The 22,769-nt window shown below is 62.5% G+C and carries 20 protein-coding genes; 10 read left to right on the plus strand and 10 right to left on the minus strand.

Features of this window, described 5'->3' with window-relative positions:
* Positions 1-19: 19 nt before the first annotated feature.
* Entirely contained in the window at positions 20-571 is a 552-nt protein-coding gene (locus ASC86_RS21250; protein ID WP_056326542.1) for a hypothetical protein, read from the minus strand.
* 235 nt (positions 572-806) lie between these two features.
* Between ASC86_RS21250 and ASC86_RS21255 the strand changes: the two genes are divergently transcribed.
* Together ASC86_RS21255 and ASC86_RS21260 are read left to right on the plus strand one after the other, a co-directional pair.
* The gene (locus ASC86_RS21255; RefSeq protein WP_056326019.1) at positions 807-1,649 is read left to right on the plus strand and encodes a cytochrome b/b6 domain-containing protein; all 843 of its coding nucleotides are present in this window, start codon (positions 807-809) and stop codon (positions 1,647-1,649) included.
* Entirely contained in the window at positions 1,646-2,437 is a 792-nt protein-coding gene (locus ASC86_RS21260) for a molybdopterin-binding protein (protein ID WP_056326022.1), read from the plus strand. The genes ASC86_RS21255 and ASC86_RS21260 overlap by 4 nt, the downstream gene beginning before the upstream one ends.
* 66 nt (positions 2,438-2,503) lie before the next feature.
* On the opposite strand, the gene ASC86_RS21265 is transcribed toward ASC86_RS21260, so the two are convergent.
* The 3 genes from ASC86_RS21265 to ASC86_RS21275 all read right to left on the minus strand — a co-directional run bounded on the left by ASC86_RS21265 (position 2,504) and on the right by ASC86_RS21275 (position 5,751).
* A complete protein-coding gene (locus ASC86_RS21265; RefSeq protein ID WP_056326024.1) occupies positions 2,504-3,571 on the minus strand; it encodes a TIGR01620 family protein in 1,068 nt (355 codons plus the stop codon).
* Positions 3,568-5,043 carry a YcjX family protein gene (locus ASC86_RS21270; RefSeq protein WP_056326027.1) on the minus strand — a complete coding sequence of 492 codons (1,476 nt, stop codon included), beginning with the start codon at positions 5,041-5,043 and terminating at the stop codon, positions 3,568-3,570. The genes ASC86_RS21265 and ASC86_RS21270 overlap by 4 nt, the downstream gene beginning before the upstream one ends.
* Positions 5,044-5,244: 201 nt before the next feature.
* On the minus strand, positions 5,245-5,751 hold the full coding sequence (locus tag ASC86_RS21275) for a histidine phosphatase family protein (protein ID WP_082510368.1): 507 nt from the start codon (positions 5,749-5,751) through the stop codon (positions 5,245-5,247).
* A 370-nt stretch (positions 5,752-6,121) separates the two neighbouring features.
* Between ASC86_RS21275 and dksA the strand changes: the two genes are divergently transcribed.
* The gene (dksA, locus tag ASC86_RS21280) at positions 6,122-6,541 is read left to right on the plus strand and encodes an RNA polymerase-binding protein DksA (RefSeq protein ID WP_056326545.1); all 420 of its coding nucleotides are present in this window, start codon (positions 6,122-6,124) and stop codon (positions 6,539-6,541) included.
* Between the two features lie 130 nt (positions 6,542-6,671).
* Here dksA and ASC86_RS21285 read toward each other — a convergent pair whose 3' ends face one another.
* Positions 6,672-7,652, minus strand: a complete 981-nt coding sequence (locus tag ASC86_RS21285) for a flagellar biosynthetic protein FliO (RefSeq protein ID WP_056326029.1) — start codon at positions 7,650-7,652, stop codon at positions 6,672-6,674.
* 310 nt (positions 7,653-7,962) lie between these two features.
* Here ASC86_RS21285 and ASC86_RS21290 point away from each other — a divergent pair, with 310 nt between their 5' ends.
* Positions 7,963-10,554: a PAS domain-containing sensor histidine kinase gene (locus ASC86_RS21290; RefSeq protein ID WP_056326033.1), complete on the plus strand. Its 2,592-nt coding sequence runs from the start codon at positions 7,963-7,965 to the stop codon at positions 10,552-10,554.
* A 71-nt stretch (positions 10,555-10,625) separates the two neighbouring features.
* Here ASC86_RS21290 and ASC86_RS21295 read toward each other — a convergent pair whose 3' ends face one another.
* Positions 10,626-11,549, minus strand: a complete 924-nt coding sequence (locus tag ASC86_RS21295) for a pseudouridine-5'-phosphate glycosidase (protein ID WP_056326036.1) — start codon at positions 11,547-11,549, stop codon at positions 10,626-10,628.
* Positions 11,550-11,640: 91 nt separating this feature from the next.
* Positions 11,641-12,588, minus strand: coding sequence for a carbohydrate kinase family protein (locus ASC86_RS21300; protein WP_056326038.1), 948 nt, complete (start codon positions 12,586-12,588; stop codon positions 11,641-11,643).
* Positions 12,589-12,827: 239 nt separating this feature from the next.
* Between ASC86_RS21300 and recA the strand changes: the two genes are divergently transcribed.
* From recA to ASC86_RS21315, 3 genes are all read left to right on the plus strand, one after another.
* Entirely contained in the window at positions 12,828-13,919 is a 1,092-nt protein-coding gene (gene recA, locus ASC86_RS21305) for a recombinase RecA (RefSeq protein WP_056326041.1), read from the plus strand.
* A 222-nt stretch (positions 13,920-14,141) separates the two neighbouring features.
* The gene (gene alaS / locus ASC86_RS21310) at positions 14,142-16,805 is read left to right on the plus strand and encodes an alanine--tRNA ligase (RefSeq protein WP_056326044.1); all 2,664 of its coding nucleotides are present in this window, start codon (positions 14,142-14,144) and stop codon (positions 16,803-16,805) included.
* Positions 16,806-16,991: 186 nt separating this feature from the next.
* Complete coding sequence (locus tag ASC86_RS21315) at positions 16,992-17,843, plus strand: GyrI-like domain-containing protein (RefSeq protein ID WP_056326046.1); 852 nt, start codon at positions 16,992-16,994, stop codon at positions 17,841-17,843.
* A gap of 59 nt (positions 17,844-17,902) precedes the next feature.
* On the opposite strand, the gene ASC86_RS21320 is transcribed toward ASC86_RS21315, so the two are convergent.
* The 3 genes from ASC86_RS21320 to ASC86_RS21330 all read right to left on the minus strand — a co-directional run bounded on the left by ASC86_RS21320 (position 17,903) and on the right by ASC86_RS21330 (position 20,366).
* Positions 17,903-19,117 carry an NADP-dependent isocitrate dehydrogenase gene (locus tag ASC86_RS21320; protein WP_056326049.1) on the minus strand — a complete coding sequence of 405 codons (1,215 nt, stop codon included), beginning with the start codon at positions 19,115-19,117 and terminating at the stop codon, positions 17,903-17,905.
* A 146-nt stretch (positions 19,118-19,263) separates the two neighbouring features.
* Entirely contained in the window at positions 19,264-19,656 is a 393-nt protein-coding gene (locus ASC86_RS21325) for a ribbon-helix-helix domain-containing protein (RefSeq protein WP_056326052.1), read from the minus strand.
* A 104-nt stretch (positions 19,657-19,760) separates the two neighbouring features.
* Complete coding sequence (locus ASC86_RS21330; RefSeq protein ID WP_056326547.1) at positions 19,761-20,366, minus strand: DJ-1/PfpI family protein; 606 nt, start codon at positions 20,364-20,366, stop codon at positions 19,761-19,763.
* A gap of 158 nt (positions 20,367-20,524) precedes the next feature.
* Between ASC86_RS21330 and ASC86_RS21335 the strand changes: the two genes are divergently transcribed.
* The 3 genes from ASC86_RS21335 (at position 20,525) to murI (ending at position 22,741) form a co-directional block, all read left to right on the plus strand.
* Positions 20,525-21,043, plus strand: a complete 519-nt coding sequence (locus ASC86_RS21335) for a hypothetical protein (RefSeq protein WP_056326054.1) — start codon at positions 20,525-20,527, stop codon at positions 21,041-21,043.
* Positions 21,044-21,111: 68 nt separating this feature from the next.
* The gene (locus tag ASC86_RS21340) at positions 21,112-21,957 is read left to right on the plus strand and encodes an RNA methyltransferase (protein WP_056326057.1); all 846 of its coding nucleotides are present in this window, start codon (positions 21,112-21,114) and stop codon (positions 21,955-21,957) included.
* Positions 21,944-22,741, plus strand: a complete 798-nt coding sequence (murI, locus tag ASC86_RS21345) for a glutamate racemase (protein WP_056326059.1) — start codon at positions 21,944-21,946, stop codon at positions 22,739-22,741. The genes ASC86_RS21340 and murI overlap by 14 nt, the downstream gene beginning before the upstream one ends.
* The last annotated feature ends 28 nt before the right edge of the window (positions 22,742-22,769 follow it).

Below are 22,769 nucleotides of genomic sequence, written 5' to 3' on the forward strand. Positions count from 1 at the left end.
TGCACTGGAGAGCGAAAACTTACTTGATCGAGCCGACGGCGATATTGTCGACCTGCCGGTTGAGGCTGAGACCGATCACCGGAACCATCGTGTCCTCGACCTTCACCGAAATGGTGATGTTCATCGTCTGATCGTTCTGCAGGCGGGCGATCATCGCGCCGTTCAGCTTCTTGCGGTTGATGCCGACCACCACCTTGTCCTTTGCGACGTTGCCCGAGATGATGTCGAGGCCCTTGCCGTCGGCGCCGTCGAGGAACTTGCCGCTGTAGCTCTTGCCGTCGCGGGTGATGAGGGCGGACATCGGCTGCTTGAAGACGCCGACGCGGCAGAAGCCGTCGAGCTTGATGCCGGTGACGGAGCCATCCGGCATGTCGCCCGTCAGGTCGCAGGTGAATTTGGTGCCCTTGTACTTGCCGGCGACGATTTCGCCCGGCCCTTTCCACTGGCCGGCGACCTGCTCGAAGAAGGCTTTGTCGCGATCGCCGGAGAGGGCCGGCGAGGCGCTGAGACCGATGGCGGCGATCGTGGCGGCGGCAAGGCCGCAAAGGATCGAAGAGGGGCGCGAAAACATGAACAGTCCTTGAAGGTCAGCGTCCGGAATGTGAGAGAACATTTGCACTTGAATGGTTAATGGATGGTTTCCGTGCCGGCTTTGGGGCACTGGAAACGCTCACGAAATTTTTCATCCCGTCCGCGATAAACGGCGGTTTTCACAGCCCTTTCACGCGCTCGTGCGCCCGCTTGAGAAAGATGTGCGTTGAAACCTCCAAGGCCTTTGATAGGTCTGTCTCAACGGGAGGCAAACCATGGCAGCAATCGTCGGCAATGATTCTTCTGTAAAGGGCCGGGTGATTCTGCGGCATCGCCTCGTCACGCGGCTGACCCATTGGGGCTGGGCGATCGCCCTGTTCTTTCTGCTCCTGAGCGGGCTGCAGATATTCAATGCCCATCCGACGCTCTATATCGGCCAGCAATCCGGTTTCGAGTTCGCCAACGACATCCTGTCGATCAAGACCCTGCGCGCGGCGGATGGAGGTATCGAGGGCGTCACCACGATTTTCGGCACCGATATCGATACGACCGGCATTCTCGGCGTCAGCGGGCCGGAAGAGGCGCGCGCCTATCGCGCTTTTCCTGCCTGGGCGACGCTGCCCTCCTATCAGGACCTTGCGACGGGCCGTGTGATCCATTTCTTTTTCGCCTGGGTTTTCGCTCTGGTTTTTCTGTTCTGGCTCGTGGCCGGCATCGTCAACGGCCATATCCGCCGCGACATCCTGCCGACCGGCGCGGAACTGCGCGCCGTGCCTGCCAGCATAGCCGATCACCTGCGGCTGCGGTTCCATCATGACGGCCGTTACAACGTGCTGCAGAAACTCTCCTACGGCGGTGTGTTGCTGGTGGTCTTCCCGTTGGTCATCCTGACGGGGCTGACGATGTCGCCGGGCATGAATACCGCATGGCCGTTTCTTCTCGATCTGTTCGGCGGCCGCCAGACGGCGCGGACGATCCATTTTTTCTGCATGGCCGCGCTGGTGCTGTTCTTCGTCGTTCACATCGTCATGGTGCTGGCGGCCGGGCCGCTCAACGAGTTGCGCTCGATCATCACCGGCCGTTATCGCACCGAAGGTGCGGAAGGAGACCATTCATGAGCCGCTTTCGCCTTGATCGCCGCCGGTTCCTCACGACGGCCGGCATCGCCGCCTCGACCCTGCCGCTTGCGGGCTGCGATGCGCTCGACGGCTTTCTGTCCGGCGGCAGTTCCGTGCGGGCGGGACTGGCGGTAGCCAACGGGCTGACCTACCGCGTCCAGCGCATGCTGATCGGCGCCGATGCTCTGGCGCCGGAATTCTCCTCTTCCGAAATCAGGCAGGGACAGCGGCCGAACGGATCGACCGATCCGAACGAAGAAGCCTATGTTGCGCTGAAGACGAGCAATTTTGCGGATTATCGGCTGCAGGTTCACGGGCTTGTCGAACAGCCGAAAAGCTATAGCCTCGATGAGCTGCGCAATATGCCGGCGCGCACCCAGATCACTCGGCACGATTGCGTCGAGGGCTGGAGCTGCATTGCCAAATGGTCCGGCGTGCCGCTGTCGCGGCTGCTCGATGAGGTGAAGGTGAAGCCGGAGGCGCGCTTCGTCGTCTTCCATTGCTTCGACAGCATGAATGTCGGGCTGCCCGATACCGTCGGCTACTACGAATCGATCGATCTCATCGATGCCCGCCATCCGCAGACGATCCTTGCCTATGGCTGCAACGATGCGCCCCTGGCGGTGGCGAACGGCGCGCCGATCCGTGTGCGTGTCGAGCGTCAGCTCGGATACAAGATGGCAAAATATATCCGCTCCATCGAGCTTGCTTCGACGCTTTCCCCCTATGGCCGCGGCAAGGGCGGCTTCTGGGAGGATTTCGGCTACGACTGGTATGCCGGCATCTGACTGCCTCTCGATCCTTTCGTTTTCGTTTGTCAGGGAAAACCGGTTCCCACTTTTCCCTGACAAACTCTAGACGCGGTCGTCGCTTTCCGGGCGGGCAGCACCCGGTGTCAGGTCGGACAGGAAATCGCCGATCCCCGGCCGTTTCAGCGCGTGAAACGGCATGGGACGGCACAGGTCCATGGCGGCGATGCCGATCCGGGCCGTCATCAGCCCGTTGATCACGCCTTCGCCGAGACGGGCCGAGAGCTTCGAGGCAAGTCCATGGCCCAGAACCTGCTGCACGAGGCTGTCGCCGACGGCAATCGAGCCGGTGACAGCGAGATGAGCGATCACGTCGCGGAACAGTCTGACGAGGCCGAGCGAACCCGGTCGTCCCCCATAAAGATCGGCCATGGCGCGGATCAATCGCGCCGATTCGTAAAGCACATAGCCGAGATCGACCAGCGCCCGCGGACTGACCGCCGTGACGATCGAGACGCGCTTGGAGGCGTTGAGAATGAGGCTGCGCGCCTCCCGGTCGAGCGGAGACAGCAATTCGCGCTCTGTCAGGTCGAGCAGATGCGGGCCGTCGATGATCTCGTCGCGGGTCTCGGCAAGGCGTGACCGGCCGCGCGCCGTCTGCGGTTTCGGGGCCAGCAGATTAACGAGATGATCCATCATCTTGCGCGCCGGTTTCGGCGAGGGGGCAAGCCGCGCCTCGATTGCCTCGCGTTTCAGCGATTGCACGGCATTCAGCCGGAAAAGCCCCGCCATCTCGCGGGCGACGATGGCCAGCATCGCGACCACGGCGACGACTGCGGCGGCGACCGCCAGCCAGCCGAGCCAATCGGCGCGGGTGAAAAGATCGCGGATCAGAGCATCGACCCAAAGGCCGAGCGCCAGCGACACGAGGATGCCGAGCGCACCGGTCGCGAGCTTGCCGAATGTCAGGCGCCGCCGGCGCGGTTCGGCTTCAAGCACCGGATCATCGGCAAAGGATGTCGCGCGAAACGGATCGTCGGCATCCGAGAGCAGCACGAGATCGTGATTGAAGCTTTCCGGGCGGCGGGGGCTTGCCGGCGCGGCTGGTTTGCCGGCGGGGACGTCCACGGTGAAGGCGGCGGGCTTGCGGTGCGGTGTGTCGTCGTTGCTCATGCCAACCGGTCTCCAAACAGGAACTGCATGGCCCGGTCGAGCCGGATATGCGGCACCGAAAGCTTCAAGCCGCCGCCCGTCTGTTCAAGATGGGGCGGGCGGAACCGAACGAAATTGAGATGCGGCAAGGGAGCTTCGTCCGGTCGGGTTTCGATCGACTGGAACAGCGCTTGCGGATCGGCGGGCAGGTCGCCGGGGAAGATCGCCGTCGTCTTCTCGCCATCGAAGATTTCGCCGTTGATCTTTTCGCCTGCAATCGGCGTGCCGACGATGACCGGCAGCACATGGCCGCCACTGTTGACCGTCGCTTCACGCGTCGCCCTGACCGAGGCGAGCGCCATGACTTCGAGCCCGGCGCCGGAAAGGCCGATGCGCTCGACGGCGCGCTCGACGAGACGGGCGGTGATTTGCTCCAGCCGGTCATGGCTTTCATGGTGCAGGTGATCCGCCTTGGTCGCCGCGATCAGCACCTTGTCGATGCGCCGGGTGATGAACGACGACAGGAAGGAATTGCCGCCGGGACGGAAGCAGGCGAGCACGTCGCCCAGCGCCTCCTCCAGATCGAGCAGCGATTCCGCGCCACGGTTCAAGGCTTGCAACGTGTCGATCAGCACGATCTGACGGTCGAGGCGGGCGAAATGTTCGCGGAAGAACGGCTTGACGACATGGGTGCGGTATGCCTCGTAGCGGCGCTCCATCATCGCGAAGAGCGAGCCCTTCGGTGCGGCACCCTCCGGCAGCTCGGGAAGCGGCGAGAAGGTGAGGGCGGGCGAGCCTTCGAGATCGCCAGGCATCAGGAAACGGCCGGGCGGCAGGGTGGAAAGCGAGCGGTCATCGGCCTTGCAGGCCCGCAGATAGGCGGTGAAGGCCTCTGCCAGCCGGCGCGCATCTTCCTCGCGGGCGTCGGCGGCGACATTGAAGGAGGCGGCGAGCGCACGCCAGTCGGCCGAGAGTTCCGTGCGGATGCCGGTCGTGGCGCGGGCCATCGTCCTGCGGCTGAATTCGCGGAAATCCTGGGTCAGCAACGGCAAATCGAGCAGCCATTCGCCGGGATAATCGACGATATCGATCGAGAGCCGCCCGGTTCCGAACATGCGGTTCCAGCCGCTGGCGCTCTCGTAATCGAGGCTGATGCGCAGCTGCGAAATCGCCCGCGTCGAATCCGGCCACAACCGGTCGCGCACGAGCGCGGCGATATGGTCCTCATACTGGAAGCGGGGAACCGCATCGTCGGGTTGCGGCTCGAGCCTGATCTTCGAAACCCGGCCGGAGCGCACGGCCTCGAACACCGGCAGCCGCCCGCCATTCAGGAGATTATGCACCAGCGACGAGATGAACACCGTCTTGCCCGCCCGCGAAAGGCCGGTAACGCCGAGCCGCAGGGTGGGATTGACGAGCCCCGAGGCGCGGTCGGTCAGCGTATCGAGGGCGATGCGGGTATCGTCGGCAAGGCGGGTCAGGAAAGAGGGCAAGGGTTTCGGAATCCTGCGAAATAAGAGCATTTCCAGCAAAAGTGTGAAGCGGTTTTGCGTCCGGAAATGCGTAAAACAAGGTGAGAGAGCGTTTTCGCGATTCGAAGAAAAGCGGAAATGCTCTGACGTCGGCGGCACACGGTTCTTGCGGCGATATAGGGTGGGCAGGCGACCGAAAAAAGACGCCGGGGCCGCCTGCGATCAGTTCGTCATCGAAAGAAGTGCGACCAGCCGGCCTTCCTGCGGCTCACTGATCGTCGGCACGGCATCGAAATCTATCGCAGCGAGCGTGCCCGGCGGGTAACCGTGGGGCGCTGCGCGCTCCGCCGTCTCGGCGTTCAGGATAGAGAAGAAGAGTTCCTGGATGGCGGGATTGTGGCCGACGATCATCAGCGCGCTGGCATCCCCATTACCGGCAATGGCCGTGCGGTAGGTTTCGACATTGCCGGTATAGAGCGTATCCATGAAGCGCACGTCGAGGTTTTCGTCGGCGGCGCGCAGGACGGGCTCGACGGTCTGGCGGCAGCGCGTGGCCGTGGAGCAGAGCACGCGGTCAGGGACGAAACCACGGTCGGCTGCCATATCGGCGACGATTTCGGCATCGCCATAGCCGACATCGTCCAGGGTGCGCTCGAAATCCGTCTGGCCCGGCTGTGCCCAGGAGGAGCGGGCGTGGCGCAGGAGATAGAGACGGAAAGCGGCGGGCATCCAAAAGCTCCTGCGATGCGCCGGAGGCGGCCCGGCATGATCTGTTCGCCCGTTTGTCCAACGGCTTCGACAAAAGATCAAGACGCCGCGGCCGGCAAAACTATGCTTCGCAAATGTCTGTTTGCGCGATCGCCATTGCCTGAGAAAGCGGGCATCGACTTCGCACAAGTCTTCGTGACCTTGCAAGGGCGCGGCCTCGCGGCATTCGCCGCCGCTCGTATGGGGTTTGTAATTTTGCTGAAATATTAGTCAGTTAGCCTGCGATCTATGCAATAATAAAAAGCCGGGTATGCAGATTTCGGGAGGCTTGAAACGAAGCCTTCATAGGTCTATACACCCCCGCAATGAGATGTTCTTCAGGAGAATCGCGTTGAGTGAGAAGATCGATCTTAGTTCCTTTGTTCTTTCCGAAGACGAGGAATTCATGAATGCCAATCAGCGGGCATATTTTAGAGCAAAGTTGAATGCCTGGAAAAACGACATTCTTCGAGAAGCCAGGGAAACCCTTGGACATCTCGCGGAAGAGAGTGCAAACCACCCCGACCTCGCAGACAGGGCATCTTCCGAAACGGACCGTGCCATCGAGCTTCGCGCACGCGACCGCCAGCGCAAGCTGATCTCCAAAATCGACGCTGCACTGCAGCGGCTAGATGAGGGGACCTACGGCTACTGTGAGGAAACCGGGGAGCCTATCGGCCTCAAGCGTCTCGACGCCCGCCCGATCGCAACGTTGTCGATCGAGGCGCAGGAGCGCCACGAGCGTCGCGAAAAAGTCTACCGGGACGAATAACCCGGCAAGCATATAACTTTAAAGGCGCGGCATGGTCCGCGCCTTTTTTATGTTTGGGTGTTTATGCCCGAGAGGCGAAGGCGGTCTCCCGCTTTTCCCCTCGGGAGAAGGAAAGCCGCCGAGGCGAGGGTCAGGGTTTCCTGTCTGCCGACATTTCGCCGAGCATGCGGTTCATCTCTTCTTCCAGAGTCGGCTCGTTGCGCGGCTGGCCCGAGGCGAAACGAGGCTCCTGGCGGCCCGGTACCGGCGCTGTTCCACGCGTGTCGCCATCAAGACGAACCTCCGGCCCGGCGCCGAGGCGGCCGAGGTCGCCGGAGATTTCGGCATCGAGTATGCGTTCGAAATCGGCCGCGGCCTTGCTGTCCTGCACGGGAACGGGCTGTGCGGCCTGAGGCTGGATGACTGCCGGCTGCGGCGGGCGCTGATCCGTCGCCAGAACCCGGTTTCGGGCCGCGTCGAGAATATCTTCCGGCGTGCGCGTGTGCTGCACAGAGGCGGCGGGCGCTGCCGGCTGCGGCCGCTGCTGGGCCGGGACGGGCTGCACCGCACGCTCGACCGGAGGCGCTGGGCGAGCGGCGACGGCCTCGGTGCGCGGGCGCAGGTTTGCCGGCTGGGCGGCGCGCGTGACGGGAGCCGAATCGAAACTTTCGCCATAAAGCACATTGCCCATGCCGGAAACGCCGGATGGCGTCGCGGGTGTCTCCACCGGCCGGACAGCCGGCTGCGGCCGCTGTTCCTGCGGCTGTGGGGCAGGCCGTCGCTCAGGGCTTGGACGCGCGACAACGGTTTCCGTCACGGCTGCCGTCGGCTGGTCGGCCACCGGTGCGCCGCCGATGCGGCTTTCGATGACGATATCGGTCGGGCCGCCGATCATGATCAGGTGCTCGACATCGTCGCGCCTCACCAGAACCAGCCGGCGACGGGTGTCGACGGCGGCGGCATCGAGCACGGCAAGCCGCGGCTGCCGGTTCTTGCCGCCGCGGATAAAAGGCGAGGAGGGCCGGTTGCGCATGATCCACAGCACCGCGACGAGGCAGAGCAGGCCGAGCGCCACCGCACCGACGGCAATGATGAAACGGCTACCGTTGTCACCAACGATATCTTCGATCATGTCCACTCTCCTTACGCTTTTTCAACACGGTTCGCCTTATTTGAAGGCTTTTTTCAGGACGGCACAAGCATCGCGGGCGCATTCTCCAAGATTGAATGCGTGCCTGCCCGCAAACGTCCGCTTCTTTCGCCAGATTCCCTGTGAATGAGCAACACACGTTTCGCGCAGGCGCTTTGTGCTATTGCCGCCGACTGTTAAAGATGATTCCAGCAAAGCGGTGTACGTTGCGGTCTTGAAGCGGCGCGTCACGATGAAAGGCGCATGGTTCCCGTGGCAGCGAGGGGCCGATACCGCGCAAACGAGGATTTTTATGGCAAAGCACCGGCAGGCCGGCGACCAAAACATGCCGATAGTGGATCGGGGTGCCCAGCCGGGAACCGTGCTGCGTATCATCCTGCTCGCCATCGTGCTGACGGTTTCGGCCGCCGCCTTCGTCGTCTTCAAGAACCAGCTCGAAAACGAGATTGTGCTCGGCATTCTCGGCGTGCTGGCCATGGTCGGCATCTTCTTCCTTGTCTCCTCGATCATCGGCTTCATCGAAGTCATGCCGCAATCGCGGCCGGACGATCTTGCGCGCGCCTTTCTCGATGGTCATGAGGATGGCACCGTCGTCACCGACCGCAAGGGCCGTATCGTCTATGCCAACGCGGCCTACGGCGCGCTGACCGGCGCGACCAAGCCGACCGACGTGCAATCGCTGGAAACGATCCTGTCGCGCAACCGCGAAGCGACCGAAGCGATCTACCGGCTGACCAACGGCCTGCACGAGGGCAAGGCGGGCCACGAAGAATTCCGTCTGATGAAGCCGCTGAAGGTCGGCAGCACCTCCGGCTCCGGCGCCCACTGGTTTCGTCTCAAGGCGCGGGTACTGCCGACGCCGGATGCCGCCCAGCATCCGCTCTATATCTGGCAGATATCCGATATCACCTCCGAGCGTGACGACCAGGAGCGCTTCTTCAAGGAATTGCAGAACGCGATCGACTATCTAGACCACGCACCGGCAGGGTTCTTCTCGGCGGGCAAGAAGGGCGAGATTTTCTACATTAACGCAACGCTCGCCGACTGGCTGGGGCTCGATCTCACAAAATTCCAGCCGGGATCGATGACGATCGCCGATCTGGTGGCCGGCGAGGGGCTGGCGCTGGTGCAGTCCGTGCAGGCCGAGCCGGGGCTGAAAAAGACAAAAACCTTCGATCTCGACCTGCGCCGGGCTAACGGCCAGAGCTTTGCCGTGCGCATGGTGCACCGGGTATCCTCCACCCGCGACGGCGCGCCGGGCGAAAGCCGCACGATCGTCCTGGCCCGCGCGTCGGATGACGAGGGGGACCAGTCGGCCTCGATCGCGGCAATGCGCTTCACCCGTTTCTTCAACAACACGCCGATGGCGATCGCCTCCGTCGACGGCAACGGCCGCATCCTGCGCACCAATGCGCCCTTCCTCAAGCTGTTCTCCGGCGTCGTCTCCCAAGATGACATGGAGCGCGGCGCGCTTTTGGAAGCGATCGTGCACGACAGCGAGCGCAACCGGCTGCGTGAAGCGCTGGACGCAGCCAAGGACCGGCAGAGCGACATCGCCCCGATCGACGCCCTCCACCCCAACGACGAAACCCGCCATTTCCGTTTCTACGTGAATGCCGTCATCGATCAAAGCGACCAGGCGCCCGAGGAGGCCGCCATCGTCTACGCCGTCGAGATCACCGAGCAGAAGGCGCTCGAAACCCAGATGGCGCAGACCCAGAAGATGAACGCCGTCGGCACGCTGGCGGGTGGCATCGCTCACGATTTCAACAACGTGCTGACGGCCATTTTGCTCTCCTCCGACCATTTGCTGCTTTCGGCGCGTCCTTCGGATGCGAGCTTTGCCGATCTCATGGAGATCAAGCGCAATGCCAACCGCGCTGCGGTTCTGGTGCGCCAGCTTCTCGCCTTCTCGCGCAAGCAGACGATGCGGCCGACCGTCCTCAACATGACCGATGTCGTCGGCGACCTGCGCATGCTGGTCGATCGCATGACCGGCACCAACGTCAAGCTGGAAGTGGATTACGGCCGCGACCTCTGGCCGGTGAAAACCGATCTCGGCCAGTTCGAGCAAGTCGTGCTCAATCTCGCCGTCAATGCCCGTGATGCCATGCCCCATGGCGGCACGATCACGCTTCGAACCCGCAATCTTCCGGCCGAGGACGTAGCTGCGCTGAACCGCCGCGACCTGCCGGAAGCCGATTACGTCATGGTCGAGGTGCAGGACGCGGGGACCGGCATTCCGCCGGAAATCCTCGACAAGATCTTCGAGCCGTTCTTCACGACCAAGGAAGTCGGCAAGGGCACCGGCCTTGGCCTCTCCATGGTCTACGGTATCGTCCAGCAATCCGGCGGTTACATCTATCCCGAATCGGAAGTCGGCAAGGGTACGACCTTCCGCATTCTCCTGCCGCGTCACATCGAAGAACCGGTGGTGAACGGCGATCCGGCTCACGCACCGCAGATGCCGGCAGCGGTCGCTCCCGTTTATCAGGAGCCGACGGACCTGACGGGCGATTCCGCCGTCGTGCTTCTTGTGGAAGACGAGGAAGCCGTGCGCCGCGGCGGAAAACGCATGCTGGAAACCCGTGGCTACACCGTGTACGAGGCCGGTTCCGGCGTCGAGGCGCTGGATGTGATGGAGGAATTGAACGGCGCGGTCGATATCGTCGTGTCGGACGTCGTCATGCCCGAGATGGATGGCCCGAGCCTGCTGCGCGAACTGCGCAAGACCTATCCCGACCTCAAGTTCATCTTCGTCTCCGGTTATGCCGAAGACGCCTTTGCCAAGAATCTGCCGGCAGATGCGAAATTCGGCTTCCTGCCAAAACCCTTCTCGCTGAAGCAGCTTGCCGTCGCCGTGCGCGAGATGCTGGATTCCTGACAGCCCGAAGCCTGCTCAAACAAAAAGCCGCGTGGTGACACGCGGCTTTTTTGTTGGAATGATATGGCTCTTTATGCCAGCGCAACCGCGATTTCGGCGGCGAGGCGGGCATTGTTCTCGACCAGCGCGATGTTGGTTTCGAGGCTGCGGCCGTCCGTCAGGCGATAGATGCTGTCCAGCAGATAGGGCGTGACCGCCTTGCCGGTGATGTCGTCGCGGTCGGCATTGTCGATCGCGCGCTTGATGTAGATTTCCATCTCCTCGCGGGCGATCTCGCTTTCGGCCGGTACGGGATTGGCAATCAGCATGCCGCCGTCGATGCCGAGCAGGTCACGGGTCTTCTGGAAATTGGCGATTGCAGCGGGGCTGTTCAGCATCAGCGGGCTCTTCAGCCCCGAATCGCGCGACCAGAAGGCCGGGAAGATGTCGCTGTCATAGGTGACGACCGGAACGCCGCGGGTTTCCAGTACTTCCAGCGTCTTCGGAATATCGAGGATCGCCTTGGCGCCGGCGCAGACGACGATGACGCCGGTGCGGCCGAGTTCTTCAAGGTCGGCGGAGATGTCGAAGGTTTCTTCCGCCTTGCGATGCACGCCGCCGATGCCGCCGGTGGCAAACACGCGGATGCCGGCGCGGGCGGCGGCGATCATGGTCGCTGCGACCGTGGTGGCGCCGGTGCGGCGCTCGGCAATCGCAAAGGCGATGTCGGCGCGGGAAACCTTCATGGCACCGGTGGTCGTCGAAAGCGTTTCGAGCTTGTCGGCGTTGAGGCCGATATGTAGCACGCCGTCGATGACGGCGATGGTTGCGGGCACGGCGCCTTCCTGGCGGATGATCGCCTCGACGCTGCGCGCCATTTCGAGGTTACCCGGATAGGGCATGCCATGCGTGATGATGGTCGATTCGAGCGCCACGATCGGCGCGTTGCGAGCCTTGGCGGCTGCGACCTCGTCGGAATATTCCATCGGCAGAAGAGGAGAGACGGGCTTGGTCATCGTTTGTCCTTTGAGCAATCGGCTTCTTCAAATGCTGCTGCCGGGCCTTGAGTATGGCTCATGTAGGAGCCGCCGGCGCAGAAAAGCGGGTTCATGACAGGATTTGCGCCTCCGGCACAAGCGTTATTGCGGATTGAAGCGCTACAACGGTCATATTTTCCGATACCGCGAGCGGCGAGGCGACAGTCAATCCGGCGGCGGCAACGCCCGTGCGCAAGCTTTCGGCCAGCGATTTTCCCTGCAGGGTGGCAAACAGGAAACCGGAGGCAAGCGCGTCGCCCGCACCCGTGACATCGCCGAGAGCATCGAGTTTCGGCGGTACCACTGCCACCGTTCCGCTCTTGTCGTAGGCGATCACCGAGCGGCCGCCGCGGGTGATCACGCCGCCCATCAAGCCTTTTTCCCGAAGGAGGTCCGGCCATTGCGCCGCGTCTTCCACCCCTTTGCCGGTCAGCGCCCGCGCCTCGGCCTCATTCATGAACAGAAAATCGAGACTCGGGAAACCCGGCACAAGTCGCACGACTTTGGCCGGCGAAATGGCGATCGCGGCCACCGTCTTTCCTTCTTCCCGACCCTTCTCGGTCAGTGCCGTCAGCGTTTCGGAGGGCAAGTTGGCGTCCATCAGGATGAGATCGCTTTCGGCAATCGTCTCTCGCATGGCGCGCTGCCGCAGACGCCGCGGCGAAAACAGATTGTAGAGTTCCATATCCGCCAGCGCGATCACCAGATTGCCGTCGTTTTCGATGATTGCCGTGTAGCTCGGTGTGCGCCGGTCGAGGAAAATGAACGGGCGATCGTCGACGCCGGCCGCAACAGCCGCCGCTGCAACTGTTTCGCCGACCGCATCGCCGCCGCGCGGGCCGACCATGCGCACGTCAAGCCCAAGGCGGGCAAGGTTGCGTGCCGCATTGAAACCACCGCCGCCGGCCTCCTCGAACCATGCGCCGGGATTGCTGGCGCCGGGGATCGTTACGCCGAAAATCCGTCCCCGCCGGTCGATGTGGGCGCCGCCGAAAACGGTGATGATAGGGGGTGTCATGCTTCTTCCTGGTCTGTCGCCGTCAGGCGATTCGAATGCGGTTTCATGGCTTTTGTCCGTTCATTTCAGCGGGTTGCGCCTGTCAGCGGCTTACCCGGAACAAGAAAAGAACAAACATCGTTTTGTTCATTTTTTGCAATGGCTTGATTGCCTCTTGCGAAACGAGAACAAATAGGGTACATCTCTTTCATCGGTGGCTTGATTGCCTCTCCAGCTCCAATAACCTAAAGGTGGTTCCAATGGCACAAAACTCTTTGCGGCTCGTAGAGGACAAATCGGTGGATAAAAGCAAGGCACTGGAAGCGGCACTTTCCCAGATCGAACGGTCGTTCGGCAAGGGATCGATCATGAAGCTCGGTGGAAAAGACAGCGTAGTGGAGATCGAGACCATTCCGACGGGCTCTCTCGGCCTTGATATCGCGCTCGGCGTCGGCGGCCTGCCGAAGGGGCGTATCATCGAGATTTACGGCCCGGAAAGCTCGGGTAAGACGACGCTGGCGCTGCAGACGATCGCCGAAGCCCAGAAGAAGGGCGGCATCTGCGCCTTCGTCGATGCCGAACACGCGCTCGATCCTGTCTATGCCCGCAAGCTCGGCGTCGATCTCGAAAACCTCTTGATTTCCCAGCCCGACACCGGCGAACAGGCGCTCGAAATCACCGACACGCTGGTCCGCTCCGGTGCGATCGACGTTCTCGTGATCGACTCGGTCGCGGCATTGACGCCGCGGGCGGAAATCGAAGGCGAGATGGGCGACAGCCTGCCGGGTCTTCAGGCCCGCCTGATGAGCCAGGCACTGCGCAAGCTCACCGCTTCGATCTCCAAGTCGAACTGCATGGTGATCTTCATCAACCAGATCCGCATGAAGATCGGCGTCATGTTCGGTTCGCCGGAAACGACGACCGGCGGCAACGCGCTGAAATTCTACGCCTCGGTCCGTCTCGACATCCGCCGCATCGGCTCCGTCAAGGAGCGAGAGGAAGTCGTCGGCAACCAGACCCGCGTCAAGGTCGTCAAGAACAAGATGGCGCCGCCCTTCAAACAGGTCGAATTCGACATCATGTATGGCGAAGGCGTTTCCAAGACCGGCGAGCTGGTCGATCTCGGCGTCAAGGCCGGCATCGTCGAAAAGTCCGGCGCCTGGTTCTCCTACAATTCGCAGCGTCTGGGGCAGGGCCGTGAAAACGCCAAGTCGTTCCTGCGCGACAATCCGGATACGGCCCGCGAGATCGAACTGGCGCTGCGCCAGAACGCCGGCCTGATCGCCGACAAGTTCCTCGAAAACGGTGGCCCGGAAGCCGATAGCGACGGCGACGATGCAGCCCTCGGCTGAGGTTTGAGCTTTCGACTGCCTTTCGAATCGACCGGCTGCCTCTTATGGGGCAGCCGGTTTTCTTTTGCCGTCTGGACAGGCATTTGCGCGAACGATAAAAGCCTTTGTTCCAAAAGGGCGGCAGGGGATCGGCAGGTGGCCGATCCGCGATTTCAACTGTTTTCCGGTTTGCGGGTTGGCCAACGACCGCAGGCGGGTTGATGTGAAGGTAAAGGGCGCAAGATGAGCGGCGTGAACGAAATCCGGTCGACATTCCTCGACTACTTCAAGAAGAACGGTCACGAGGTGGTGTCTTCCAGCCCGCTGGTGCCGCGCAACGACCCGACCCTGATGTTCACCAATGCCGGCATGGTGCAGTTCAAGAACGTTTTCACCGGCCTCGAGCAGCGCCCTTATTCGACGGCAGCGACGGCACAGAAATGCGTCCGTGCCGGCGGCAAGCACAACGACCTCGACAATGTCGGCTATACCGCCCGCCATCACACCTTCTTCGAAATGCTCGGCAACTTCTCCTTCGGCGATTATTTCAAGGAGCGGGCGATCGAGCTTGCCTGGAACCTGATCACCAAGGAATTCGGCATCGACGCCAAGCGTCTGCTGGTCACCGTCTACCACACCGACGACGAGGCCTTCGATCTCTGGAAGAAGATCGCCGGTCTCACCGACGACCGTATCATTCGCATCCCGACCAGCGACAATTTCTGGGCGATGGGCGATACCGGCCCGTGCGGGCCCTGCTCGGAAATCTTCTACGACCACGGCGATCATATCTGGGGCGGCCCGCCCGGCTCGCCGGAAGAGGATGGCGACCGTTTCATCGAGATCTGGAACCTCGTCTTCATGCAGTACGAGCAGGTCACGAAGGAAGAGCGTATCTCGCTGCCGCGCCCGTCGATCGACACCGGCATGGGCCTCGAGCGCGTTGCCGCGCTGCTGCAGGGCAAGCATGACAACTACGATATCGATCTGTTCCGCGCGCTGATTTCGGCCTCGGAAGAGGCAACCGGCGTCAAGGCCGAAGGTGAGCGTCGCGCCAGCCACCGCGTCATCGCCGACCATCTGCGCTCGTCGGCCTTCCTGATCGCCGATGGCGTACTGCCGTCGAACGAAGGCCGCGGTTATGTCCTGCGCCGCATCATGCGCCGCGCCATGCGCCATGCCGAATTGCTGGGTGCCCGCGAGCCGCTGATGTGGAAGCTGCTTCCGGCACTCGTCGGCCAGATGGGCCGCGCCTATCCGGAACTGGTTCGCGCCGAAGCGCTGATCTCCGAAACGCTGAAGCTTGAGGAAACCCGTTTCCGCAAGACGCTGGAACGCGGCCTAGGCCTGCTCGCCGATGCGACCGCCAACCTCGACAAGGGCGATACGCTCGACGGCGAAACCGCCTTCAAGCTTTACGACACCTACGGCTTCCCGCTCGACCTGACGCAGGATGCGCTGCGTAACCGCGGCATCGGCGTCGACCTGACCAGCTTTACCGATGCGATGGAGCGCCAGAAGGCCGAAGCGCGCAAGAGCTGGTCCGGCTCTGGCGATGCAGCGACCGAAACCATCTGGTACGAACTCAAGGAAAAGCACGGCGCGACCGAATTCCTCGGTTACGACACCGAGACTGCCGAAGGCGTGGTACAGGCAATCGTGCGTGACGGTGCTGCCGTCGATAGCGCCTCAGCCGGCGAAAAGGTGCAACTCGTTCTGAACCAGACGCCGTTCTACGGCGAATCCGGCGGTCAGATGGGCGATACAGGCATCATCACCACCGACCATGCGCGCCTTCAGGTCACAGATACGCAGAAGCGCGGCGAGGGGGTGTTCGTCCACGGCGCCGTCGTCGAGGAAGGCACGATCCGCACCGGCGAGGCCGTTGCTCTTGCCGTCGATCACGCCCGCCGCTCGCGCCTGCGCGCCAACCATTCGGCAACCCACCTGCTGCATGAGGCGCTGCGCGAAGTGCTCGGCACCCATGTCGCCCAGAAGGGCTCGCTGGTGGCGCCCGAGCGCCTGCGCTTCGACGTTTCCCATCCGAAGCCGATGTCGGCCGAGGAACTGAAGGTCGTCGAGGAGATGGCCAACGAGATCATCGTCCAGAACACGCCGGTCACCACCCGTCTGATGAGCGTCGACGATGCAATCGCCGAGGGCGCGATGGCGCTGTTTGGCGAGAAGTATGGTGATGAAGTCCGCGTCGTTTCGATGGGCTGGGGTGTGCACGGCTCAAAGGCGAACCGGCCTTACTCCGTCGAACTCTGCGGCGGCACCCATGTCGGCGCGACCGGTGAAATCGGCCTCGTCCGCGTCGTCGGTGAAAGCGCCGTCGGCGCCGGCGTGCGCCGCATCGAGGCACTGACCGGCTCGGCAGCGCTTGAATATCTGAACGAGCAGGACGAGCGGGTGAAGTCGCTGGCCTCGACCCTGAAGGTGCAGCCAGGTGACGTGCTCGCCCGTGTCGAATCGCTGATGGACGAGCGCCGCAAGCTGGAACGCGAACTGGCGGATGCTCGCAAGAAGCTCGCCCTTGGCGGTGGCGGTGCGGCTGGCTCGGGTGATGCAGCGCGCGATATCGGCGGCGTCAAGTTCCTCGGTAAAGTCGTCACCGGCGTCGATCCGAAGGACCTGAAGAGCTTTGCTGACGACGGCAAACAGAGCCTCGGCTCTGGCATTGTCACCTTCGTCGGCGTTGCTGCCGATGGCAAGGCGAGCGCCGTCGTTGCCGTGACCGACGATCTGACCGGCAAGCACAGCGCCGTCGACCTCGTGCGCGTCGCCTCGGCTGCTCTCGGCGGCAAGGGCGGCGGTGGCCGGCCGGACATGGCCCAGGCCGGCGGCCCGGATGGCGACAAGGCGGAAGCCGCGATCGAAGCCGTTGCGGCCGCTATCGCGGGCTAATCGGCCACAGACATCGAAACCGGGTTCATCCGGCTGAAATATGCGAAACCCGCTGGTGCTGCCGGCGGGTTTTGTTTTGTCCGGGGCTTGCGGCGAGGCTGGTTTCGCGGTCGAAATCAAAAGTCCGCAGGATTTGTCAAACGCCGATGTGGTTGCCTGCTGTTGTTCGGCTTGAAGAGGATCGACATGACGGAACAGGCAATCTGGGCCCAATACGAACAGCGTCTGCGGCGGGTTTCCGCCCATATCTACGAGCATCTCGACGGAGACCTCGATCTCGACCGTCTGTCGGAGATCGCCTGTCTTTCGCCCCATCACTGGCACCGGATTTACCGGGCCGTACATGGCGAGACGCTTGCGGCGACTGTGCGGCGTTTGCGGCTCCATCGGGCGGCGGGCGATCTCGTCCGCACCGACCTTTCCGTCCTGTCGATCGCAAGGCGATCAGGCTTTCCCAATCTCCAGTCCTTCAACCGGATGTTCAAGGCCGCCTATGGCCTGCCGCCGGCCCGCTACCGGAGGGAGGGGAGCCACACAGCTTTCCAATCGACAACGGCAAAGGGCGACATGACGATGTATGACGTGACGATCAAGAACTTGGAACCCCGCAAGCTGGCCGGGGTGCCGCACCAGGGCTCCTATATGGCGATCGGCCGCGCCTTCGAGGCGCTGTTCGGAACGCTTTTCGCGCGCAATCTCGCGGGGCCGGGCATGGAGATGATCGGGGTTTATCTCGATGATCCCGACCTGATCGAGGAAGAGAAGTTGCGCTCCTTCGCCTGCGTTTCGCTTCCTGCAGATATTCCGCTGGAGGCGCCGCTGGAAGGGCGCGATGTCGCCGGCGGCACCTATGCGGTGCTGTGCCACAAGGGGCCTTATGCGGATATGCACGCCGCCTATCGGTGGCTTTACGGCACCTGGCTTCCGGCCTCGGGCCGCGCCGTGCGCGACACGGTGATGTTCGAGCATTATGTCAACAACCCGCGCGATACGCCGCCGACTGAGTTGATCACCGACATCCATCTGCCGCTGGAATAACGCACATTAAAAAACCCGGCTCAAAGGCCGGGTTTTCATTTCGATCGGTCAGGCTGCGATCAGGCAGCCATGGCCTTCTGCAGGTTTTCGTCGATCTTGTCGAGGAAGCCGGTGGTGGAGAGCCACGGCTGATCGGGGCCGATGAGCAGCGCCAGGTCCTTGGTCATGAAACCGGATTCGACGGTCTCGACGCAGACGCGCTCGAGCGTGTCGGAGAACTTGGCGAGTTCCGCGTTGCCGTCGAGCTTGGCGCGGTGGGCAAGGCCACGGGTCCAGGCGAAGATCGAGGCGATCGAGTTGGTCGAGGTCTGTTCGCCCTTCTGATGCTGGCGGTAGTGGCGGGTGACCGTGCCGTGGGCGGCTTCGGCTTCGACCGTCTTGCCATCCGGCGTCATCAGAACCGAGGTCATCAGGCCAAGCGAGCCGAAACCCTGCGCGACGATGTCGGACTGGACGTCGCCGTCATAGTTCTTGCAGGCCCAGACGTAGCCGCCGGACCACTTCAGCGCCGAGGCGACCATGTCGTCGATCAGGCGGTGTTCGTACCAGATTCCCAGTTCCTTGAACTTGTCGGCGAATTCGGCGTCGAAGACAGCTTGAAAGATGTCCTTGAAGCGGCCGTCATAGACCTTGAGGATGGTGTTCTTGGTCGACAGGTAGACCGGAACCTTGCGCTGGATGCCGTAGTTGAGCGAAGCGCGGGCGAATTCGGTGATCGAATCGTCGAGGTTGTACATGCCCATGGCTACACCGGCGGACGGCGCGTCGAAAACGTCGTATTCGATTTCCTTGCCGTCTTCGCCGACGAACTTCATCGTCAGCTTGCCCTTGCCGGGGAACTTGAAGTCGGTGGCGCGGTACTGGTCGCCGAAGGCGTGGCGGCCGACGATGATCGGCTTGGTCCAGCCGGGAACGAGGCGCGGCACGTTCTTGCAGATGATCGGCTCGCGGAAGATGACGCCGCCGAGGATGTTGCGGATGGTGCCGTTCGGCGATTTCCACATCTTCTTCAGGCTGAATTCTTCGACGCGGGCTTCATCCGGGGTGATGGTCGCGCACTTGACGCCGACGCCGTGCTTCTTGATAGCGTTGGCGGCATCGACGGTCACCTGGTCTTCGGTGGCGTCACGGTTTTCGACGCTGAGGTCGTAATATTCGAGGTCGATATCCAGGTAGGGATGGATCAGCTTTTCCTTGATGAACTGCCAGATGATGCGGGTCATCTCGTCGCCGTCGAGCTCGACGACCGGATTGGCGACCTTGATCTTTGCCATGATACGAAACCTCTTGAGGATGATGAATGAACCGGGTTCGGGCCCCTATAGCATCCGGTGCAAGGAAGGCAAAGGCGGGGTGCGCCTAAACCGGCAGTCGCGGCGCTAAACTTTGGACTAAGCAGCAAGGAGCTGTGCGCAAAGGCTCAATGGCCGGAGGCGAGCCTTGGAAATTCGCCCGCGCCGCGGCGCGCCCGCTGCCTGTTCTCGCGTGCCAGAATGGTTTCGGCATCGAGAGAGGCGATGGTGGTCTGCCGGTCCATCGGCACCAGCCCGTCAAGCTGCAAGGCCATGTAACGGCCGCAGCAGACCCGGAGGAAAGACGTGAAGTTTTCCGGCGTGTGGCCTTCCTCCAGCGATTCCACATAGAGTTTGCCGATCAGGCGGCTGACCGGCATGTGGTCACGATCGGCTATGTCCTCGAGGATCGACCAGAAGAAACTTTCAAGCCGGATGCTGGTCGAAACGCCGTCGATCCGCACCGAACGGGTGACACCTTGCCAGAGCGCCGGATCGGCGCCGATGAACAGCCTGCACATCAATTCCTCCCAGAATGTCCGGGGCCGGACTGTCGGCCCCGGAATGCTTGGCCCGGTCGAGCGGGCAAAGTGTCCGCCCTTCGGCGCGGTTTGGCAAGGGTCGGTCAGGCGGCGGAGCGCAGGGTCTCGCCGTGGCTGATGCGCGTGCCGAGCACGGTCAGGAACTGGCTGATCCAGGCGGGGTGGGCGGGCCAGGCGGGTCCCGTCACCAGATTGCCGTCGGTCACGGCCTGGTCGATGCCGATATCGGCATAGGTGCCGCCGCCGAGTTCGACGTCGTAACGGCAGGCGGGATAGGCCGAGCAGGTGCGACCCTTGAGAACGCCGGCCGCGGCCAGCAGCTGCGCGCCGTGGCAGATCGCGGCGACCGGCTTGCCGGCCTCGAAGAAGTGGCGAACGGCGTTGATGACATCTGCGTTCAGCCGCAGATATTCCGGGGCGCGGCCGCCGGGGATGACCAGCGCATCGTAATCTGCTGCACGGACATCGGCGAAGCTGGCATTCAGCGTAAAATTATGGCCGCGTTTTTCGGAATAGGTCTGGTCGCCTTCGAAATCGTGGATCGCGGTGGCGATGTGGTCGCCCGCAGCCTTGCCGGGGCAGACAGCGTGCACGGTGTGCCCGACGGCCAGAAGTGCCTGGAAAGGCACCATAGTTTCGTAATCTTCGGCGAAATCGCCGCAGATCATCAGGATTTTTTTGCCGCTCATCGTTTCCTCCATCGCGTTGCTTGCCACGAAAGAATGCCATGCCGCGACGATCAGCGGGTGTTAGCGGGATACTACATATTCTGACCGTCTCGCACTTTGCCATCGAAACGACTAAGACAGCTTCGACGGTGCGCGTGCAGCACCCTTCGGAGATTTCAATGAAACGCCGCTATCTTCTGCCCCTTTTCGTCTCGATCGCCTTTGCAGCCCATGCGGCCGATCCTCTCCCGCCCGTGAAGGAAATAATGGACGAAGCCGTCAATGGCTGGTCCGAAAATCCAAGCGAGGGCAAGGACTACTTCGATACCGAGCGGCTGGACCGCATCTACAGCGCCGACTTCGCGGAGACCTATCGGGCGGCCGCGAAGTTTCCGGCCTATGACGAGGGTGATTCTCCCCTCGATTACGATGTCATCGTCAGCGGGCAGGACAGTTGCACGCTGAACGACCTCAAGATCGAACCGCAGGGCGAGAAGGATGGTGTCGCCGATGTCCGCGTCACCTTCGACAACACCCATTGCTTCGGCGAACGCGATGCCGACTGGAAGCCGAGCGAACTGCACTTTCTGGTGAAGGAAGAAAAAGGCCATGCCGTTATCGACGATATCGTCCGCGCCGGTGAGATGGGATCGCTGAAGGAAGAGCTGCGGGCCGTCGCCAAGCAGGGCGCCGAATAGCGATAGCTTTCAAAAACGCCGGATTTGTGCGAGGGAAGCGCGAAAATCATCATTGAAGGCAAGATGGCATGGCAGGCACACATAGCGGACGCGAATTGATCGCTGAGGGACCGGCAATCATTCTCGTTCATCCCCAGCTCGGCGAAAACATCGGCATGGTGGCCCGTGCCATGGCGAATTTCGGCCTGTCGGAGCTGCGTCTCGTCAATCCGCGGGACGGCTGGCCGAGCGAGAAGGCGAAATCGGCGGCAAGCCGTGCCGATCACGTCATCGACAATGCCAAGGTTTACGAGACGACCGAGGAGGCGATTGCCGACCTCAATTTCGTCTATGCGACGACCGCGCGGGATCGTTATGGCTACAAGCCGGTTCGCTCGCCGGTGGTCGCGACCGAGACGCTGCGGACCCGTTTCAAGGCGGGCGAGGCGACCGGCATCCTCTTCGGCCGTGAGCGCACCGGCCTCACCAATGAGGAAATCGCGCTTGCCGATGAGATCGTCACCTTTCCGGTCAACCCGGCCTTTGCCTCGCTGAACCTCGCGCAGGCCGTTCTGCTCATGTCCTATGAATGGATGAAGACCGGGATGGAATCGCTTGAGGAGACCGCCTTCCACGCCCTGCCGCAACAGCCGGCCACCAAGGAAGACCTGCAGGGCCTTTTCGACCATGTCGAAGATGCGCTGGAGGCGCGGGGCTACTTCCGACCCATCGCCAAAAAGCCGAAATTGGTCGACAACCTGCGCGCTGTCCTGACACGGCCGGCATTTACCGCTTCGGAAATCCGGCTGGTGCGCGGGGTCATTTCCTGCCTCGACCGGTTCACCCGCGAAGCGCCACGCGGCGCGGGCGCACCGGTCACCTCCCGCCAGCGCTCGCAAGAGCCCAAGATCGAAGAACCCGGTGACGACAGCTGAACTGAAACCCATCCTCGTCTTCGACAGCGGCATCGGCGGGCTGACGGTGCTGCGCGAAGCGCGCGTGCTGATGCCCGAGCGGCATTTCATCTATGTCGCCGATGATGCCGGCTTCCCTTACGGCAACTGGGAAGAGCCGGCGCTGAAGGAGCGGATCATCGCGCTTTTCGACCGGTTGCTTGAGGAGCATGACCCGGAAATCTGCGTCATCGCCTGCAATACGGCCTTCACGCTCGCCGGTGCTGATCTGCGCGCGGCCTTTCCCGAGATGCGTTTCGTCGGCACGGTCCCGGCGATCAAGCCGGCGGCGGAGCGGACGCGCTCGGGCCTTGTTTCTGTGCTGGCGACGCCAGGCACGGTGAGGCGCGCCTATACGCGCGATCTCATCCAGTCCTTCGCCACCCAATGTCACGTGACGCTCGTCGGCTCGCAAAATCTTGCGCGCATGGCAGAAAGCTATATTCGCGGCGATACGGTCGCCGATGCCGATATTCTCGCGGAAATCGGCCCCTGCTTCATCGATGAGGGGGGCGCCAAGACCGATATCGTTGTGCTGGCCTGCACCCATTATCCGTTCATGGCCAATGTCTTCCGCAGGCTCGCCCCCTGGCCGGTCGACTGGCTCGACCCGGCGGAAGCGATTGCGCGGCAGGCCCGCCGGCTGGTGCCGTCGCCGGAAGGGTTCGAGCCGCTGATCGGCGAGGACCCGGCGATTTTCACCTCCGGCAAGCCGGATTTTTCGACGCGCCGGCTGATGCAGGGTTTCGGCCTGACGGTACGGTAAACAAAGCCCTTCTAAGCTGTGGGTTTCG

Source organism: Rhizobium sp. Root1212 (genome assembly GCF_001424985.1).
Classification (GTDB): domain Bacteria; phylum Pseudomonadota; class Alphaproteobacteria; order Rhizobiales; family Rhizobiaceae; genus Pararhizobium.

Excerpts from the sequence above, each read along its gene's own strand:
- ASC86_RS21320 (WP_056326049.1), bottom strand. The coding sequence starts at position 19,117 with ATGGCAAAGATCAAGGTCGCCAATCCGGTCGTCGAGCTCGACGGCGAC.
- ASC86_RS21255 (WP_056326019.1), top strand. The coding sequence starts at position 807 with ATGGCAGCAATCGTCGGCAATGATTCTTCTGTAAAGGGCCGGGTGATT.
- ASC86_RS21315 (WP_056326046.1), top strand. The coding sequence starts at position 16,992 with ATGACGGAACAGGCAATCTGGGCCCAATACGAACAGCGTCTGCGGCGG.
- recA (WP_056326041.1), top strand. The coding sequence starts at position 12,828 with ATGGCACAAAACTCTTTGCGGCTCGTAGAGGACAAATCGGTGGATAAA.
- ASC86_RS21250 (WP_056326542.1), bottom strand. The coding sequence starts at position 571 with ATGTTTTCGCGCCCCTCTTCGATCCTTTGCGGCCTTGCCGCCGCCACG.
- ASC86_RS21295 (WP_056326036.1), bottom strand. The coding sequence starts at position 11,549 with ATGACCAAGCCCGTCTCTCCTCTTCTGCCGATGGAATATTCCGACGAG.
- alaS (WP_056326044.1), top strand. The coding sequence starts at position 14,142 with ATGAGCGGCGTGAACGAAATCCGGTCGACATTCCTCGACTACTTCAAG.
- ASC86_RS21325 (WP_056326052.1), bottom strand. The coding sequence starts at position 19,656 with ATGTGCAGGCTGTTCATCGGCGCCGATCCGGCGCTCTGGCAAGGTGTC.
- ASC86_RS21290 (WP_056326033.1), top strand. The coding sequence starts at position 7,963 with ATGGCAAAGCACCGGCAGGCCGGCGACCAAAACATGCCGATAGTGGAT.
- ASC86_RS21275 (WP_082510368.1), bottom strand. The coding sequence starts at position 5,751 with ATGCCCGCCGCTTTCCGTCTCTATCTCCTGCGCCACGCCCGCTCCTCC.
- ASC86_RS21340 (WP_056326057.1), top strand. The coding sequence starts at position 21,112 with ATGGCAGGCACACATAGCGGACGCGAATTGATCGCTGAGGGACCGGCA.
- ASC86_RS21330 (WP_056326547.1), bottom strand. The coding sequence starts at position 20,366 with ATGAGCGGCAAAAAAATCCTGATGATCTGCGGCGATTTCGCCGAAGAT.
- ASC86_RS21335 (WP_056326054.1), top strand. The coding sequence starts at position 20,525 with ATGAAACGCCGCTATCTTCTGCCCCTTTTCGTCTCGATCGCCTTTGCA.
- ASC86_RS21260 (WP_056326022.1), top strand. The coding sequence starts at position 1,646 with ATGAGCCGCTTTCGCCTTGATCGCCGCCGGTTCCTCACGACGGCCGGC.
- ASC86_RS21265 (WP_056326024.1), bottom strand. The coding sequence starts at position 3,571 with ATGAGCAACGACGACACACCGCACCGCAAGCCCGCCGCCTTCACCGTG.
- ASC86_RS21285 (WP_056326029.1), bottom strand. The coding sequence starts at position 7,652 with ATGATCGAAGATATCGTTGGTGACAACGGTAGCCGTTTCATCATTGCC.
- ASC86_RS21300 (WP_056326038.1), bottom strand. The coding sequence starts at position 12,588 with ATGACACCCCCTATCATCACCGTTTTCGGCGGCGCCCACATCGACCGG.